Source organism: Chryseobacterium koreense CCUG 49689 (assembly GCF_001045435.1).
GTDB lineage: Bacteria > Bacteroidota > Bacteroidia > Flavobacteriales > Weeksellaceae > Kaistella > Kaistella koreensis.
In genome coordinates this window covers 129,631-146,355 of the sequence record NZ_LFNG01000003.1, presented here as the reverse complement: position 1 = coordinate 146,355, position 16,725 = coordinate 129,631, and the positions used below count along the sequence as shown (strand labels likewise).

Annotated in this window: 19 protein-coding genes, 1 tRNA gene and 1 pseudogene; 12 read left to right on the top strand and 9 right to left on the bottom strand. The window is 38.4% G+C overall.

From position 1 onward, the window contains the following. Positions 1-37: 37 nt before the first annotated feature. From trxB to ACM44_RS02580, 12 genes and pseudogenes are all read left to right on the top strand, one after another. Positions 38-979: a thioredoxin-disulfide reductase gene (gene trxB, locus ACM44_RS02625; protein ID WP_048498547.1), complete on the top strand. Its 942-nt coding sequence runs from the start codon at positions 38-40 to the stop codon at positions 977-979. 51 nt (positions 980-1,030) lie between these two features. Then, complete coding sequence (gene crcB / locus ACM44_RS02620; RefSeq protein ID WP_048498546.1) at positions 1,031-1,396, top strand: fluoride efflux transporter CrcB; 366 nt, start codon at positions 1,031-1,033, stop codon at positions 1,394-1,396. A 108-nt stretch (positions 1,397-1,504) separates the two neighbouring features. Beyond that, positions 1,505-1,589: transfer RNA gene (locus tag ACM44_RS02615), tRNA-Ser, on the top strand. A gap of 384 nt (positions 1,590-1,973) precedes the next feature. Beyond that, positions 1,974-2,390 carry a T6SS effector amidase Tae4 family protein gene (locus tag ACM44_RS02610; protein ID WP_048498545.1) on the top strand — a complete coding sequence of 139 codons (417 nt, stop codon included), beginning with the start codon at positions 1,974-1,976 and terminating at the stop codon, positions 2,388-2,390. After that, complete coding sequence (locus ACM44_RS02605) at positions 2,375-3,049, top strand: hypothetical protein (RefSeq protein ID WP_048498544.1); 675 nt, start codon at positions 2,375-2,377, stop codon at positions 3,047-3,049. The genes ACM44_RS02610 and ACM44_RS02605 overlap by 16 nt, the downstream gene beginning before the upstream one ends. A 322-nt stretch (positions 3,050-3,371) precedes the next feature. After that, positions 3,372-3,680, top strand: coding sequence for a hypothetical protein (locus ACM44_RS14830; RefSeq protein WP_053215426.1), 309 nt, complete (start codon positions 3,372-3,374; stop codon positions 3,678-3,680). Between the two features lie 116 nt (positions 3,681-3,796). Continuing rightward, positions 3,797-4,165, top strand: a complete 369-nt coding sequence (locus ACM44_RS02595; RefSeq protein ID WP_048498543.1) for a hypothetical protein — start codon at positions 3,797-3,799, stop codon at positions 4,163-4,165. Then, positions 4,143-4,292: pseudogene (locus tag ACM44_RS15665) on the top strand (IS256 family transposase); the annotation flags it as partial. The gene ACM44_RS02595 and the pseudogene ACM44_RS15665, both read left to right, overlap by 23 nt. A 669-nt stretch (positions 4,293-4,961) precedes the next feature. Beyond that, positions 4,962-5,522 (top strand): hypothetical protein, encoded by a 561-nt coding sequence (locus tag ACM44_RS14825; protein WP_053215425.1) that lies wholly within the window; start codon positions 4,962-4,964, stop codon positions 5,520-5,522. Between the two features lie 18 nt (positions 5,523-5,540). Then, positions 5,541-5,732, top strand: a complete 192-nt coding sequence (locus ACM44_RS15130; protein ID WP_152669286.1) for a hypothetical protein — start codon at positions 5,541-5,543, stop codon at positions 5,730-5,732. 29 nt (positions 5,733-5,761) lie between these two features. Continuing rightward, positions 5,762-6,682, top strand: a complete 921-nt coding sequence (locus ACM44_RS02585) for a helix-turn-helix transcriptional regulator (RefSeq protein WP_048498542.1) — start codon at positions 5,762-5,764, stop codon at positions 6,680-6,682. 514 nt (positions 6,683-7,196) lie between these two features. After that, the gene (locus tag ACM44_RS02580; RefSeq protein WP_048498541.1) at positions 7,197-8,009 is read left to right on the top strand and encodes a hypothetical protein; all 813 of its coding nucleotides are present in this window, start codon (positions 7,197-7,199) and stop codon (positions 8,007-8,009) included. Between the two features lie 210 nt (positions 8,010-8,219). Here ACM44_RS02580 and ypfJ read toward each other — a convergent pair whose 3' ends face one another. From ypfJ to ACM44_RS02535, 9 genes are all read right to left on the bottom strand, one after another. After that, the gene (ypfJ, locus tag ACM44_RS02575) at positions 8,220-9,074 is read right to left on the bottom strand and encodes a KPN_02809 family neutral zinc metallopeptidase (protein ID WP_048498540.1); all 855 of its coding nucleotides are present in this window, start codon (positions 9,072-9,074) and stop codon (positions 8,220-8,222) included. A gap of 144 nt (positions 9,075-9,218) precedes the next feature. Continuing rightward, positions 9,219-10,739, bottom strand: a complete 1,521-nt coding sequence (gene eptA, locus ACM44_RS02570) for a phosphoethanolamine--lipid A transferase EptA (protein ID WP_048498539.1) — start codon at positions 10,737-10,739, stop codon at positions 9,219-9,221. Continuing rightward, positions 10,726-11,556 carry a phosphatase PAP2 family protein gene (locus tag ACM44_RS02565; protein WP_316932546.1) on the bottom strand — a complete coding sequence of 277 codons (831 nt, stop codon included), beginning with the start codon at positions 11,554-11,556 and terminating at the stop codon, positions 10,726-10,728. The genes eptA and ACM44_RS02565 overlap by 14 nt, the downstream gene beginning before the upstream one ends. Positions 11,557-11,675: 119 nt before the next feature. Next, positions 11,676-12,191: a 6,7-dimethyl-8-ribityllumazine synthase gene (gene ribH, locus ACM44_RS02560; RefSeq protein WP_048498538.1), complete on the bottom strand. Its 516-nt coding sequence runs from the start codon at positions 12,189-12,191 to the stop codon at positions 11,676-11,678. 104 nt (positions 12,192-12,295) lie between these two features. Further along, complete coding sequence (locus ACM44_RS02555) at positions 12,296-13,006, bottom strand: YfgM family protein (RefSeq protein WP_048498537.1); 711 nt, start codon at positions 13,004-13,006, stop codon at positions 12,296-12,298. A 107-nt stretch (positions 13,007-13,113) separates the two neighbouring features. Continuing rightward, the gene (locus ACM44_RS02550; RefSeq protein WP_048498536.1) at positions 13,114-13,851 is read right to left on the bottom strand and encodes a hypothetical protein; all 738 of its coding nucleotides are present in this window, start codon (positions 13,849-13,851) and stop codon (positions 13,114-13,116) included. 48 nt (positions 13,852-13,899) lie between these two features. Beyond that, positions 13,900-14,436: an adenine phosphoribosyltransferase gene (locus tag ACM44_RS02545; RefSeq protein WP_048498535.1), complete on the bottom strand. Its 537-nt coding sequence runs from the start codon at positions 14,434-14,436 to the stop codon at positions 13,900-13,902. 1 nt (position 14,437) lies between these two features. Beyond that, positions 14,438-15,616 carry a DUF6694 family lipoprotein gene (locus ACM44_RS02540; RefSeq protein ID WP_048498534.1) on the bottom strand — a complete coding sequence of 393 codons (1,179 nt, stop codon included), beginning with the start codon at positions 15,614-15,616 and terminating at the stop codon, positions 14,438-14,440. A gap of 65 nt (positions 15,617-15,681) precedes the next feature. Next, positions 15,682-16,695 (bottom strand): hypothetical protein, encoded by a 1,014-nt coding sequence (locus tag ACM44_RS02535; RefSeq protein ID WP_048498533.1) that lies wholly within the window; start codon positions 16,693-16,695, stop codon positions 15,682-15,684. Between the last annotated feature and the right edge of the window lie 30 nt (positions 16,696-16,725).

The window sequence follows — 16,725 nt, the reverse complement described above, 5'->3', positions numbered from 1 at the left end:
TCAATCTGAATATCAATTTTAACCACAACTAAATTTAATGGAACAAAATATTTTAGATTGCGTCATCATCGGATCTGGTCCTTCTGGGTTTACCGCGGCGATATACGCCGCAAGAGCAGATTTGAAACCGGAACTTTATACCGGACTCGAACCGGGAGGACAGCTCACCACGACCACGGAAGTAGATAATTTCCCCGGATATCCGGAAGGCGTTACCGGTCCGCAAATGATGATGGATTTGCAAAAACAGGCCGAAAGATTTGACACAAAAGTTCATTACGAGTTAATTACCAAAGCTGAATTTTCAACCGAAGTAGGAGGGATTCACAAACTTTGGGCCGGAAACAAGGAAATTTTGGCAAAATCTGTGATTATCTCCACCGGTGCAACCGCAAAATATCTCGGATTGGAAGATGAAAAAAAATATTCCGGCGGAGGAGTTTCTGCATGTGCTACCTGTGACGGATTTTTTTATAAAGGAAAAGAGGTCATCGTAGTTGGAGCGGGTGATACCGCGGCAGAAGAAGCGACCTACCTCGCGAAATTGTGTTCCAAAGTGACCATGCTCGTTCGCAAAGACCATTTTCGCGCCTCCAAAGCAATGATTCACCGGGTAAATAATACGCCGAATATCGAAGTGAAATTCAATCACGAACTCATCGGAATCGAGGGTGAAAACGCGATGGTAGAAAGGGGAGTGGTCATCAACAATCAGACCGGCGAAACTTCAAAGATTGACGTTCACGGAATTTTCATAGCGATTGGTCACAAACCGAATACTGACATTTTCAAAGGCCAAATCAACCTTGATGAAAACGGATATATCAAAACCATTCCGGGTTCCACGAAAACAAACCTTCCGGGAGTTTTTGCTGCCGGTGATGTTCAAGACCATATTTACAGACAGGCGATTACTGCTGCAGGAAGCGGTTGCATGTCTGCAATGGATGCCGAAAAGTACTTGGCTGAACTGGAATAATGTCAATAGAGTGTTTTAGTGAGATAATAAAAGACCAAAAAAAATTAAAGAATAAAAGCAATTCTATACATATTTCTAGGAGGAGGATTAGGAAGTGTACTTCGTTTTCTGATGTCGAATTATACCCAGAAACTTTGGAATATCAACTCATTCCCAATGGGTACATTTGTAGTGAATTTGTTGGGATGTTTTCTAATCGGTTTGTTCACTTCCTATTTTATGAAATTTGACAATCCCTTGAAGTTCCTGTTGATTGCCGGATTTTGCGGCGGATTCACTACGTTCTCTACTTTTTCGGCAGAAAATGTTTCGCTTTGGCAGAGCGGGAATTATGGAATATTGGCATTGTACATTTTATTGAGCATCATTTTTGGAATTTTTGCAGTTTATTTAGGCCTGAATTTATCAAAAAATTAAGTTTTTCCTTTGAGAAATAGGACTTTATCCCTTTTTCCAAAAATTAATTTGGTCAGAATATAAAACAGTTTTATATTTGCACCACTGAAAATGAGAAATCATTTTTCTGGAGGAATGGCAGAGTGGTCGATTGCGGCAGTCTTGAAAACTGTTGACTGTAACAGGTCCCGGGGTTCGAATCCCTGTTCCTCCGCCGAGATCCCTATAAACATTTGTTTATAGGGATTTATTTTTTTAAGTACTATTATTTATTTTTCACAAAAAAACTGGATCAGTTTTAAAACTTGGGGGAAGCTATGGAAAGGGATGGATCAGTTTTAAAACTTGGGGGAAGCTATGGAAAGCATTAATTTTGCTGGATGTTAAGTAGCTACGAAATCCTCCGACTTTTATTACCTGAATTTTTGATAGAACATTTCGATATTACCGCCATTAGTAATATTGATGATGTTTTACATATTTCTTTTGCAGAAAAAAGCACCGCTAAAAGCAGTGCCTTTGAAAACTATATTTCGTCGGCCAACCTATCCCTCTCGGGTTGCTCCCCAGCAGAGCCCGATTCCGTTTCGGTTGGCAGATGCAAATTTCAATTGAAAAAACTATATTTACAAACTGTCAAAAAAGTAGACCACTTACCGGAGCAAAAATAAAATTAGATGGTGTTAAAAATAAATCAAATCCGGGAGGTAAGACGAAATGTTCACATAATCACGTTTTAGGGGCGTATAATTTAAAAGAGTATATTATTGATAAAGATTTATTTGGAAAAGCTACTGAATATAATGGAATGGATAATAAAAATGTAATTAAAAGCGTTTCAAATAAGACAGGAATATTATTTTTTGAAAGCTTTATTGAAGAAGATGATAATGGCAATCAAAATAGGTCAGCTTCCAACAGACATATTGAAGTCTGGAATGGTAAATACTTAATAAGTGGATATGATGATCAAATGTTTGACGCAAAAAAAATATTATTTTGGGAAATAAGATAAGTGAGATTAAAATATATGTTTTTATATTTTTTTTCTTTGCGGAATTAGGGTACGCACAAGAAATTAATGGGTTTTGGGTAAATGAAAATTTAAGAAATAAAATCTTGAGTAATCAATTGGGAGATAGCGTAAAAAGTGGAGATTTACCTTTTTTTATAAAGATAGAAAACCAAAAACGTTTTAAGTTTAATCAGATAGAACCATTTGGAGAAATTAAATACGATTCTATTTATAGAAAAAAGAAAAATCAATATTCTTTAAAAAAAGAAAAATATATTCTTAAAAATGATAGTAGTATAATGATATATAATGATGGGCATAAAAATATTATTTTCAGAAAAGAAAAAACCGAAAGAGGTGATGACCTTTTTAATGTAAATTCGTATCTTATTACTACCTATGTTGAGCCGAAAAAAATTATAAGTTTCATAGATAAGCAAAATACGGAAATCCCGATTAAATGCTATGCTAATAAAAATGAGGTAGAATGTGCTTCCGAAGATTTAAATTTTTCTTATACGATACGTTTTAATTGGTTATATCATTTTAAAGGAAAATGGGATCAAAAAGAATATAGCTTTTTATTATTTCTGAATAATAATAGTTCAAATTTCGAATTCATCAAAAAAGGGAACAGCTATAGCATAAAAAAATTATAGTTATTAGACAAAACTTATTTTTAATCCTCAACCGCAACTCAAAAAGTTGCGGTTTTTGTTACTAAAATCTGGACAACTACACCGCCCTTGCCAAATTTATGGAGCAGGCTTTTGAGTGGCAGATTATAAATTATACATTCTATCCTTACTACTGAGCAAGCAAGGCACATTGGCAAAACCTTTACCTGGCAGAAGACATGGATCCATTGTTCAGAAGCTTTCTGCAGGCAGGAATGGCAAGAATAATTGTAACGGTAAAACCGGGCTTTGAAAACACTGTACAATTCTTTATGACGACCGGAAAATCTGGAACGGTGGTGAAGTGCCGGTAATTGGAGATCCACTTTATTTAAGTATTGTAGATGAATTGCGACAGCCGACAGGTGAACCGCAAGGAAAATTCTGGATTTCGAGAGTGCCGACAACTTTGACGATTTTACAGGACAAATCTACCGGATTGTCTGTTACACAGCCGTTGCCGATTTTCCCGGAAGATGAGCCAGAGAATTGCGAGAATCCTTTGGAACTGGAAACAGAAACGAGCTTCTCTCAAAGAGAATATCATTTAACGGAAGGTAAAGATACAACCACTTTGCCAAAGGAATTAACCACGATTATTAACAAAAAATAATTTGTAAAGCAGAATAGGCGGTGTGAAAATCACCGCCGAATTCTGTTTTCGTTGAACCTTAAAAATAAAAATTATGTACAATTATACACCTATAGGAATATACGCAGCCAAAGGCATTGGCTGATGAAGAAAGAGAGGAGAGAGAAAAGCAAAAAAATAGAATCATTAGAATTTCTCACAAATTAATAGCGGAAACAGAGACGAAACCCGGATTAGGTCTGGACGGAAAAATAGCCGAAGACTTGAAAGATATTTCTTATCTGAAAGAAATAAAAGATTATCAAAAGAAATATTGGGAAGGACATAAAAATATTTTTGAAAAACAAGATAACGAGCTGTTTGAAATGATGAAAGATTTATTTACAGATGTTTCTATGTTTGACCTTGAAAATGTAGGTCTTGATATGTGTAAAAAATTTTATGAAGGCACAAAAGGAAATTACACAGATAAGAGATTAATTAAAAATGTCTTTCCCTACAGATGATGCCGTTTTAAAGTCCGTGTATCTCGCTCTGAAAGAGGCTACTAAAAAATGGACAATGCCTATCCATAATTGGGGTATTATTCTCAACCAATTTATGCTTATTTTTGGAAAAAGGCTCAGATTATAAAATCCAAGCCTAACTTTTCTACTTTACACACTTTACGGGATAGTGTCTCCAAGAATGAGTTTTGATGGCTTTAAGAACAATATAATGGGACTTGGGATTACAATACATCAAGTATATGCAACAAAAATAGAATTAATTACTTTTGTGACTTGGATAAAAAATATTGGACAGGGACTTTTCGCTATACTTTGTATGACCACTTTGGTTTAGATTGGAATGATATTTTACTTCACGGAGAAGATTCTATACCTTCTCCCAACACTGGGAATCATTTTAAAGCGTGGTATTTATTACAAATAAATAGAAAAGCAAAACCTTTTATTGTCGAATTAAAACACGATATGTATGCTGATGGTAGATTTTAAAAAAAATAAATTGTGGTATGTTATTTTATTATTATTTGTAATAAATTGGCTTTGTTATTTTTTTCATTCAGTTATAGGAATTGGTGTATTTCAGTCTTTTATAATTGATATTATAACTTTATTGTTAATGTTTGTTTTATTATGGATAAATCATTTTAAAATATCAATATATAAATACGTGTGTGTAATATTAATAATTATAATAATTCTCATTAAAAATTATTATTTGTATCAGTATTTCAAGAATTTTTCTTTATAAGAATTATTTTATAACCAAAACTTCAACCCCGCAAAGTTCCGCGCTTTGCGGTTTTTTATTTCCAAAACATACATTTCAACTTACGAAACATCGTACCAGACTTTTTTAAATGACCAGAAAAAGCTGGACGACGAGCAGAAAGCCAAAGAAGCGGAAGCCAAAGAAAAAATGGGCAACTTCTACCGCGATACCGAAGCCAATATTTTAAAGCATAATTGTATTGCTTACTTATTGCAGAGCTATGCAACATTAGGGCAGGAAATGTCTATAGATGACGGACAAAGAATGCAGAGCTTTAAAATGCTTTTCGGGGATAATCTGGACAACTACACCGCACTTGCCAAATTTATGGAGCAGGCTTTTGAGTGGCAGATTATGGATTACACGTTTTACCCGTACTACTGGGCAAGCAAGGCACATTGGCAAAACCTTTACCTGGCGGAAGACATGGATCCTTTGTTCCGCAGCTTTTTACAGGCAGGAATGGCAAGAATAATTGTAACGGTAAAACCGGGCTTTGAAAATGCTGTACAATTCTTTATGACGATCGGAAAAATCTGGAACGGTGGTGAAATGCGAAGCATTCGCAAATACCTTAGAAAGTAATGGAAAATACATTTGCAAGTGCCTGTAATTGGAGGTCCACCTCATTTAAGTATTGTAGATGAATTGCGACAGCCGACAGGTGAACCGCAGGGAAAATTCTGGATTTCCAGAGTGCCGACAACTTTGACGATTTTACAGGACAAATCTACAGGATTGCCGGTGCAAAAACTTATCCACAAAAATAAAATACGACATCATTTGTCGTATTAGCATATTATATTTGTTACAAATATGAACCGATGCAAAAAGATTTCTACCTTACGAGATATGCCCTAATTATCAAAAAAATAGAAAGTAACCCATTGAGCTATCCGCAATTGGAAGACTATTTGCTCAATTCTTTTGAGTTTCAAGACGCGGGTGTTACCAGTTATTCTATCCGCACATTGCAAAGAGATATTAAGGAAATTTCGCGGCTTTTCAATATTTCCATTCACAATAAGAAAAAAGGTGACAATCGTTATTATATTGAAAGAAAAGATGAGTTAGAAAATGATGACTACAACCAGAAGTTGCTTGAGTCTTTTCAAATCAGCAACACGTTGAACCTACATCCAGACTTTTCAGACTTTATTTTTTTCGAATCCAGAAAACCAAGTGGATTACACCTTTTTTATGATTTATTCTTCGCCATCCGTAATAAAAGGATTATAAAATTTGAACATTACAACTATAAAACCAAGGAAAAAACAGTTAGGAAAGTTCATCCACTCGCCCTTAAGGAATCGGGAAACCGATGGTATCTTATTTCCATTGACACCAAGGATAAAATGCTGAAATCTTTTGGCTTAGACAGGATCAGTTTTCTTGAGGTAACGAAATCAAAATTTAGAGAAAATTATAAATGTAATCTGAAAGAGCATTTCAAGCACTCCTTCGGAGTAATGAACATAAGCGGCCAAAACCCCGAAAAAATTGTCTTGAGATGTGGCAAAGAACAGGGTGAATATATCAAAAGCTTTCCATTACACCAATCACAAAGATACTTACGTGAAACCCAAGAAAATATTTATCTGGAATTTTTTCTGCATCCAACTTATGATTTTATGCAGGAACTACTTTCTTATGGAGAAGAGGTTACAATTGAAGAGCCAGCATCTTTTGCAAATCAAATAAAATCTAAATTGAAAAAGGCTTATGAAAATTATGAACGGACATAATTTTTAATAAGACTAGTGAAATAAATTCCTTTCTGGGTGGCTGCGAAAGAGTGACTTTCGAGGGAGTGCTGCAAGCAAAGATGTTTTCTGGTTCAATCAGGCGTATTTTCCAGAACACAGACCAGAGGAATTTGAAATATTGTTATCGACGACGCTGCATTCCAGGGTGTCTATACGTTGACATCCCCAAAAATTATCACATTGGTAAGGATTCCACTCTATAATCCGTAGCTAAATCCTTGCGAACAATTTTGAAAGTGCATCAAGAAACGATTTAAAAAAAAATACTTTTGAGAATATGCAGGTTCTAAGAAAATGGCATTATGAAACTCTGGACTTTTTCTGACAGACAGAAAGTAAAAACAATAACTTCAAACGACCGATGTCTTGGAAAATATATGATTGTTTTTGTCTTTTAATGGTATAATTTACTTTTAAAATATATTGAGAAAATCCAAAAAATATAAAATTTTCTGATTGATTTTCCTATCTTGCGCAGCAAAATTTGATTTTTATGAAAAAAATACTACCCCTTTTTTTGGCATCCAGCCTGATTATCAGTTGTTCAAGAACCAATGATGAAGTGACCCCACCAGAAGACACCACCCCCGTTCTGGTTACAAAAATTAATTTTCTAGAAGCTGATGGGACTACCGCGGGCAGCATGAATTTCACTTACAGTGGGGATAAAATTGTAAAAGCAGAATCTTCTGATGGAAGTGAAAAAATAGAATATACTTACACTGGTGACGACCTTTCAAAATCTGTTGAATACATTAACAGCAAAATCAATTCGATATCGGAATTTTCTTATACCAATGGAAAATTAACCTCACAGAAAGTTATAGAAAGTTACTCTCCCCATACTTATACCTATACCATTAATTATGAATATGTGAATGACAATTACGTTAAATATTCAAGAATTATAGGTTATACGACAAGTCCTGGAGGGGTGATTACTTATAATTCTGCTAATTATGACGCATTTCTTTCAAATGGAAAGTTAAATAAGTTAGTATCAACCTCTTCTAGCAGCGGCACCACCACTTATACCTACACGTATGACGACAAGAACAGTCCCTATCGAAATATCAAAGGGTTTACCAAAGCCATGCTCTTTGATTCAAGTGATGCAGAAATTAACCAGAGCAACCTGACTAAAAGAAATAGTTCGCAAGTAATTGGTACAAGCACTTACACCAACAGCAGCACCATGAACTATACTTACAATGCAAATAATTATCCTACGAAGAGCACTACATCATTTACCTCAAGCTCGTCTCCTTCAATCACCTACAGCCAAACTTTCGAGTACAATAAATAATTTTCAATTGGCAGCAAGGAAACCGAAGGCAGCTCGGATCATCATCTACATGGACCGCTCAATCTCTTGAGCGGTCCATTATTTAGAAACTCTTAGGGGTAAATCTCCATTCAGGAAAACCCTCTCTTGAAAGATTTAGGAAAACCTGAATATTGACCACTAAAACAATAGCAATGCTACAAAATTCCAGTAAAGAGACCGGAATCCCCCTTATCTCAAAAGCGCATTGAAAGTATCACCCTGCCGAATGTCTCCGGTATTGTAGCCTTTCATAAACCACTCCTTCCGTTGCGCCGAACTACCGTGTGTGAAACCTTCCTGGTTGACGTAACCTTGCGATCGGCGCTGGATATTGTCATCACCCACTGCTTCTGCCGCAGAAATGGCAGACTCAATGTCTCCCGGCTCTAGAATATGTTCACGATTGTCGGTTTGCCTGGCCCAAACTCCGGCGTAGAAATCTGCCTGAAGTTCGGTCGCCACAGAAACCCTGTTCATTTCGGCTTCGGAATATTTTCCGCTCGCTCGCAATTCGTCCACTTTTCCGGTCGTTCCCAAAAGCGTCTGCACGTGGTGCCCGATTTCGTGCGCCATCACATACGCGATGGAAAACTCGGTCACCTTTGCCCCAAATCGCTGCTCCAACTCCTTGAAGAAGCTCATATCCATATAGACGGTTTGATCTGCAGGACAGTAAAAAGGTCCCATCGCTGCCTGCGCAGTTCCACAACCGGATTGGGTCACCGATTCAAACATCACCACTTTCGGGGCGCTGTATTGCATGCCGTTTTCCTGGAAGATTTTTCCCCAGGTTTGTTCGGTTTCGGCAGTAACCATTGACACGAAGTCGCGGACTTTCAACTCATCCGCCGTCAGATCTCTCTGCTCGGTTGGCGGGGAAGATCCGATGCCGGAACTTAAAATCGCGGATGGATCGCCACCTAGAAAAAACACGATCGCCGCAATGATCAGCGTTCCCAATCCTCCACCAACTAAAAACCCACCTCCTCCACCGGTTCCACGTCTGTCATCCACGTTGTCACTTCTATCGTTTGTCCATTTCATTGTTTCAAATTTTATTAATGAAAAGTAAATTTACAAAAATCATCTGCAATTCTCCAGCCAATTTTTTGTTGGATAAAAATAAAAAATCCCATAGTCTAAACCATGGGAAAATGTGCTTTTTTGTGATCAAAATTTAAAAATCAACTATCTAAAGATATTCATATTCTCGTCATAAACCGGACTTGATATTCCAAGGAAGTTCAATACGCTGTGAAAAACATTGTTTTGCGTCAAAGACTTCTCCGGTTTTAGGGTTTTGGAATGATCGGAAACCCAGACAATGAATGGGATCTCATACTGTTCTTTTGGCGCGATGCTCATCGGAACTCCGTGCATGTAGAGGTTTTTCTCTCCCAAAGATTCGCCGTGGTCTGAAACAAAAATCATTGAACTGTCATAGTCCTTCAATTGTTTCAAATCCTGAATGATACTGTGCAAAAGGAAATCCGTGTAAACGACCGTGTTGTCATAAGCATTGATCAGTTCTTCCCTGCTGCAATTTCCCAGCTCCACACTGTTGCAGACCGGCTTGAAAACCTCAAATCTTTTTGGATACTTCTTGCTGTAAGTAGGACCGTGACTGGTACTTGTGTGCAACACAATTAAAACTTTATCGCTTTTGCTCGCCAAAATCTGCTCTTTCAGTCCATTGACCAGAATTTGGTCATACCCACAATCTGGTCCTTTGCAATTCTTTGCCAACATTTCGGAGGTTTGGTAATTCGGAATATGAACGGGCGGTTCGCCCCAGTTGTTGGTTCGCCAAATGACATCTACTTTATTTCTGTTCAAATAATTTGGGAGGATTTCATACAAATCTCCGGTGTCCTTATGTTCTAAAATGCATTTTACGCCCGCCGTGGTATAGGTTGCACAAGAAGTGGCATTAAAATGAAAAACATTGGGAGTTTTAGAAAGTAAAGGATTCGTGTTTTTTTGATATCCGTATAGAGAAAAATTTTCGGAACGGGCAGATTCGCCGATCACCAAAACCACCACCGCTTTTTTGTGGTCTTTAAAAGTGGCATCCGGCAACAGGATTTCCTTCTTATTTTTTTGGGCATCATGAATGAAAAAAAGCGCAGTATTCACTGAGTAAGACCACGGCATCGCGAGTCCGCCGAGAGATTTGGAATTTTTATCAATCCACAACCAGTTCGCGGCGTTCACGAAAGCCATGATTAATGCAAACAGTAAGACCAGTCCACTTTTGGTGAAAAACCGCTTCACACCATCATTAACGATTTTAGCTTTAATAATATAAATACTCGGAAGAATCCCAAAAAGCACGACATACAACACCATCTTGAAAGAGAAAAAACTGCCCGCCTCGTTTTGATCCGTATTGAACACATTCCCTATCATGCTTTCATCGATGATAACGCCGTAAGTATTGACAAAGTAAACCGACAGTGCGGAAATCATGAAGGTTAAAACCAAAAGGAATTTCCCCAAATATTTAGAAATAGAAAGGAAAAGATAGAAAACCCAAGCGTTCAACACCAACATCAAAACAATCAAACTGACGATGGCCAAAACACCATTGAAACTTTTGTAATCCAAATTGCTAAAAACAAATTTGAAAAATGGGTAATGGAAAAAAATAAAGTTCATCGCACCAAGAATCAATGAAAATCTGGTGATGGAAATGCTATTTTTGAACATAGACTTTGATCATTTTATAAAGGGATACTACCAATCCGACGATGGCTAAATAATACACCGGCAAATTTTCTGTCCTAATTTTATTGACGAAAACAACCACGCAAACCAAGAAAATCAGCATTAAAAACGGAAACCATTTCTTTTGCCCAATCCAACCGAAAAGATTAAACTTCCGCATGGTGAAAATTCCCAGCAAACCGCAAATATAGCCGGTAATACTTCCGGAAACCACATCGAGCGGATAATGCGCGCCGACTCCGACGCGTGTGAGCGCAACGATAAGTCCGACAAAGACTACTAAAGCAAACCATGCTATTTTTTTTCCCAATTCTTTAGGCATAAAGCCAAACATTAAGACGGTGAGAAAGGTAAAAACGGTGATCGAATGTCCGGAAGGCAAACTGGAAAATCCCACAAGGGTTTTTCCAATAATATGAAAACTGTCCTGATCTAAAATTCCGGCAGGTCTGGGAACGGAAAAAAGACTCTTGAAAAGCTTTGAGAACAACAACGAAAAAAGTGCAGCCGGAACCGCGGCTTCCCAAATCTTTGGCGCGATGACGATGAAAACCCCCATCATAGAAAGAAAAACCAAAGCATCTCCCATATAAGTGAGATTGTACATCAAATTGGGAAATTCGGATAGGCGGGAATTGATTGCGTAGAAGAAGGGTTTCTGAATCTCAACGTAACCATTGGTGTTTAATGCATTCTGCGAAAACAAAAATAAAGCAATCATCGAAAGCAAAACCACCGGCAAAACCAACAGTGCAGGTTTAAGCTGAGCGAAATTTTTGGCAACTTGGGAATTCATCATGAGGAACAGCACTATTTTCTAGGACAAAAACACTTGAAAACATTCACTTTTCTAAATCCATTGCGGCATTCAAGCAAAATAATCCGCGTAAAAATACAAGAAAAATATTTGGCGGGAAATTAGTTTCCGAAGCCGATATTCCCTTTCTTCCGGGAAAGTTTTCGTTTGAAATCAATCATCTTCAAGGCGGTTACTGCAGCTTCCACCCCTTTGTTTCCCAAACTTCCGCCGCTTCGTGCGATGGACTGCTCCTTATGGTCGTCTGTCAAAAGGCAGAAAATGGTGGGGGTATCGGTCAAAATATTGCAGTCTTTGATTCCCTGTGCAACTGCAGAGCACACGTATTCAAAATGTGGAGTCTCGCCTCGGATCACACAACCAATCGCGATCACCGCATCATATTCGCGCTCTTTGCAAAGCTGCATGGATGCATAATTCAACTCGTATGCGCCCGGAACGTCAAAAATTCTGATATTTTCTTCTTTTACGCCTTCTTTAATCAGGGTTTCAAGGGCGCCGTCGCGCAGGTTGAAGGTCACGAAATCATTCCATTCTGAAACAACGATACCGATCCTGAAAGAATCGGCATCATTTATTTCTAATGGTTGGTAATCTGAAAGATTTACTGTAGCCATACCTATTTTGTTTGAAGTTTGAGGCCTGTCTGCCGACAGGTAGGTTTAAGGTTTGAAATTGCAACCCGAAGTTCAAAAAGTACGCGCTGCGTCCAAATTTAACCTTAGTAGTATTTCACCATTTCAATATAGGCATCAGACATTCCGTTGTCATAATCCTGATATTTTTCGTCGATGGTGGAGAAGTATTTTTTTGCTTCCGCGTTTTTCTTTAAAGCCAAAGCCACGATTCCCGCTTTTCTGGTAAAATAGTAAGACGTGTATGGATCGTCTGATGCTTTGCTTGCCTTATCCAGCAAAGAAAGTGCATCTTCGTTTTTGTTCAGATTGGATTGGCAATCCGCCATCGCTCCGTATTTCAACGCCACCAAAGTTTTGTTGTCTGAAGAAAACTTGTCCAACAAATCATAGGCTTCCTGGTATTTTCCTTCCTTGAATTTCAAAAGACCTGCATTATAGGCAGAAAGTTTTCCTACCTGCGTCCCGGAATATTCGTTGTAAGTTCCCAGATAACCTGGATTTGCAGCGGTTTTTCCACCGAGTGCCAAATCTTCTTTTCCGTCTGCCAAATTTTTCTGGGCAGCCAGATAACCCATTGTTGCCTCACTGTTTCTTGGTGCGACGTAGAATTGCTGGAATGCGAAATATCCCAAAACGATCAAAACCAAACCTACGAAGATTCCGATCAAAGTTTTGGCGTGATTCTCCAAAAACTGTTCTGCATCGAGCGCGGTTTTATCCAGCCCTTTGAAAACCTCTACGGTTTCCTTACCTTCCATTTCCTTTTTGCTCGGTCTTCTTAAATTTTTTGCCATAATGTCGTTAAAAAAATTGAGTGCAAATTTAATTGTTTTTGAGGGATATACAAAATAATGAGTTGTAAAATGTTTTCAGAAACAGATATCTTTTGATGTGATTTGTTTTATTTGTTTTTATTATACTCCAAATAAACATCATTCCACATTTTTTCGATTTCTTTCGCCAATTTTGAAAATGATTCTTTTTCAGCATCCATTCTTAATTGATCAACTTCCTGATTCTCTTTCCAGATGTTCGATTTCTTTTCCTTTTCCGCGGTAGCTTCAGCAAGACCGAATAAATATTCTGTCTGCACATCAAATAAAGCCACTGAAGAAGTTGTCCTTACCTTAACTTCTTTATTTTTTAAATATCCCAAAGCGAAAACATTCTGTGGCCCATAGTTTTTGGCATCGATTGAAAACTCCGTGTCAAAGGTATATACCAATAACATTTGTGCCTTCATCTTTGCTGCTGCTAATCTCAAATCTTTTATCGTTTGATAATTATAGGGCAACAGAAGCCGGTTAAAAGGTGAGATTTGTTTAATTCCCTTTAATTTAGAAAGTTCGCTGATGACTTTTTCTTCATCCGGTTCACGAGTCAAAATCATAGAAAACCTTCCATCTGGAGTGGATTCCCGTCTGTTGTAAGAATTATTTGAATAATTTGGCGCTTGAATTCTTGCTACCGCGATATTTACTGGAAACTCAGCAGCAGGTTTGTTCGATAAAATTTTCGCTACATCTTCATCGGCAAGTGAAGAAATTTTAACATCACTTCCAGGTGTTGTATATTTTAGCGAGCAAGAACTTAATATAAAAACGATGATCGTTGAGAATACTACTTTATTGAATTTCATATTTAAGATTTATAAAGAGGAAAAAACAATGGCATATGCATGAACTTCTTAATACTCCAAAATCTGGTGAACTTCGGCATCAAACTGTTTCAGCCTTTCGGTTCCGTGCAAATCTTTCAATGCGATGAGGAAACTAAACTGCGCTACTTCGCCACCCTGCTTTTCAATCAATTTTGCGGCTGCTTCGGTAGTTCCGCCGGTGGCCAATAAATCGTCGTGGATCAGCACTCTTTGTCCGGGTTTTAATTGTCCGGTCCGCATTTCGATTTCAGCGGTTCCGTATTCCAGATCGTATTTCTCACCCACGAAAGGCGGCGGCAATTTCCCGGCTTTTCTGATCAGGATAAACGGCACTTCCAAAGCCACGGCAATCGCGATCCCGAAAAGGTAACCCCGGCTTTCGATTCCGCATACCGCATCGATTTTTCCACGGCTGAAATCTGCCAAATCTTTGATGACTTCCTCATAAAGTTTCGGGTCAAGAAAAATCGGGGTGATGTCTTTGAACTGAATTCCGGGTTGTGGGAAATCAGGGATGTTCTGGATGGTTTTTTCTAATTTTTGGACCAGGTCGGGCTTCGTCATTCTAATTGATTTTATAGCTGGATATCTTCCATTCGCCGTTTACGTTTTTCAACCCGAAAGTCACCAGCAAAGCAGTAGTTCTGCCCTCTTTGTCGGTCACCTCATAGGTTGCGTTGACACTTGCGGAATTGGCGGATGTGCTGTTGGTGGTAATATTTTTCACGGATACATTTTTCACGGCTCCAAATCCGGAAGTCGGATTCGAGAAGTTTTCATAGGATCCCCAGTTTGGATTGTCTGAAACCTCATATGCGCCCCGAAGGTTTTGCGAACCCAGGTTGTTGAGAAACTTTGAAACGCTTGATTTCGGGTCCGCATTGGGTTTCTGCGGAGTGGTTGCGGCAGTGGTTCCGGCGGCTTCGTTGGGGTCCATAGATTCCACGGGAAGCTGGCTCGTATCATTCGGATCCAGATTGGCGGGATTATCTTCGGGATTTCCGGCCGGCATCAGGAGTGCTTTCGGATTCACCTCTACCCCTATTTTAGACATTTTATAAGTCTTCTTCGTGGTTTTTACCGAAACCGTGATGTCGATGGTGCCGTCGATAATCTTTTGTGCGGGCAGCGAAGCAAACCTCAAATTAAAGCCTTTGAAATTATTGTCCAGCATCAGATTTTTTGAAGTCAGGACTTTATTTCCGCCGCTGAAAACTTCCAGCACCGTTTCCAATGCGGCTCCTTCAAACTTGATATTATTGCCGGAATTATCAACCAACCTCGGAATAATCTGCAGGGATTGGGCACCCAGGACATTGTCTGTGGCAACCGGCTGAACCTCAATGCTCAAACCGTTTGCGGAAATATCGTTCGGGTCGGTTTCCTTGGCGTCTTCATTCCCAAAAATATTCATTTCCCCCAATGAAGGCGGACCTGTGCTCGTCCACTCGATTCCGTTTTTCTGGGCGACCTGGTCTGCAAGCGCCAAAATTCCCGGCACCTTCATCCCGTTGATCAATTTTCCCAATGCCTTGATCTCGTTCAGATCACCATCGGCATCCACCCCGAAAGTTTTCAGGATGTACAGCGCCTCATTGAACTTCACCTGTTGCAAAGTGGTGAGACTGGAAGCCATATCATTGATACTCGACTGAAAAGCTTTGGGATTGGTGGCATCCACTTTATCTTTTTTGCAACCTACAAACAGGAAGCAAACGAATAGAAACATCAAAATTTTTTTCATTTCATGGAGGTTTAGACAAATTTAAAAAAAATCTCGGTATAAAGTCGGGAAAATAACGTGATGGTCTATTTGTTTTTCACTTCCCTTAAATCATTCTTAAAGAAACTTTCGAAAACCTTCTGCATATTTGGGAAGGAATCCTCTTGCCAAAATTGTGTTTTGTACTTACTTGAACCTGGCCTGAATTTCACATCGTCCACTTGAACTTGGTCTGAAAACTCCATTTCCGTCGGGTAAAAGTTTTTCTGGACGATGATTTGGTTAAAATTTGGTTCAGATTTGTGCTTTAATTTGACCTTTCGAAGATCAGAAAATTCCAGAAGGTCGCGGTAAGATTTCTTAGACCCTTTTCCAAATGAAAAATCAATCGCGGTGTCGGAATCAAAAAATCGATAGCCAAGAAGGGAAAACTCTTTATCCTGCAACAGTTTTTTCCTCACTTCCACTATATCCTTTCCCGAAGCAGAAACTTCTTTTACAACGGTATTCTCCTTATTTTTAAAGTCGTTAATATTGACCAAACTATTCATATCGGGAAGATTCAAAAAGAATTTGTAATCCCATTCTGAAGTATTTTTGCGGACATCATTCGGGTTCAGCAATTCAAAAACCCTGTACTGTTGAACTTTTTTACTTCTTAATTCTTTGGTTTTGTTGTCAAAAACAAAAGTGATGATTCCATCACCATAAGAATTCAGCTTATTGTTGACGAAAACATAGGTGTTGAAATTGCCTTTCAGCAAGATATATTTTGCTTTAGCATTATCTTTAATGACCACGGGTTCCACATCAACAATCTTTTCACGAAGTTTAATGACGGGCTGGTTGAAGTCTGCCTGGTTCAGTTTGCCGATGACAAAGTTGTCGTAGATCAAACTGTATTCACTTTTGTTAGGATCAAGCGCCACCTTATCGATGGTTCCATAAATATCTGAGGTGGTAACCAATTTCCCATCACTGCTAAACACCATCACTTTCGAAAGCGGTATTCCAGAAAATTCTGAGACCAACGTGAGCGTTTGGGAATGGACGGAAATAAAACTGGCCAACACGAAAAACAAGATGAATTTTGTTTTCATAATTGTTTTAAAAAAAATTCCGGCTAAATC

Bases quoted from the DNA above. Each gene is read 5' to 3' on its own strand.
- trxB (WP_048498547.1), top strand. From the start codon at position 38: ATGGAACAAAATATTTTAGATTGCGTCATCATCGGATCTGGTCCTTCT.
- ACM44_RS02610 (WP_048498545.1), top strand. From the start codon at position 1,974: ATGCAAATTTCAATTGAAAAAACTATATTTACAAACTGTCAAAAAAGT.
- ACM44_RS02585 (WP_048498542.1), top strand. From the start codon at position 5,762: ATGCAAAAAGATTTCTACCTTACGAGATATGCCCTAATTATCAAAAAA.
- ACM44_RS02580 (WP_048498541.1), top strand. From the start codon at position 7,197: ATGAAAAAAATACTACCCCTTTTTTTGGCATCCAGCCTGATTATCAGT.
- ypfJ (WP_048498540.1), bottom strand. From the start codon at position 9,074: ATGAAATGGACAAACGATAGAAGTGACAACGTGGATGACAGACGTGGA.
- eptA (WP_048498539.1), bottom strand. From the start codon at position 10,739: ATGTTCAAAAATAGCATTTCCATCACCAGATTTTCATTGATTCTTGGT.
- ACM44_RS02565 (WP_316932546.1), bottom strand. From the start codon at position 11,556: ATGATGAATTCCCAAGTTGCCAAAAATTTCGCTCAGCTTAAACCTGCA.
- ribH (WP_048498538.1), bottom strand. From the start codon at position 12,191: ATGGCTACAGTAAATCTTTCAGATTACCAACCATTAGAAATAAATGAT.
- ACM44_RS02555 (WP_048498537.1), bottom strand. From the start codon at position 13,006: ATGGCAAAAAATTTAAGAAGACCGAGCAAAAAGGAAATGGAAGGTAAG.
- ACM44_RS02550 (WP_048498536.1), bottom strand. From the start codon at position 13,851: ATGAAATTCAATAAAGTAGTATTCTCAACGATCATCGTTTTTATATTA.
- ACM44_RS02545 (WP_048498535.1), bottom strand. From the start codon at position 14,436: ATGACGAAGCCCGACCTGGTCCAAAAATTAGAAAAAACCATCCAGAAC.
- ACM44_RS02540 (WP_048498534.1), bottom strand. From the start codon at position 15,616: ATGAAAAAAATTTTGATGTTTCTATTCGTTTGCTTCCTGTTTGTAGGT.
- ACM44_RS02535 (WP_048498533.1), bottom strand. From the start codon at position 16,695: ATGAAAACAAAATTCATCTTGTTTTTCGTGTTGGCCAGTTTTATTTCC.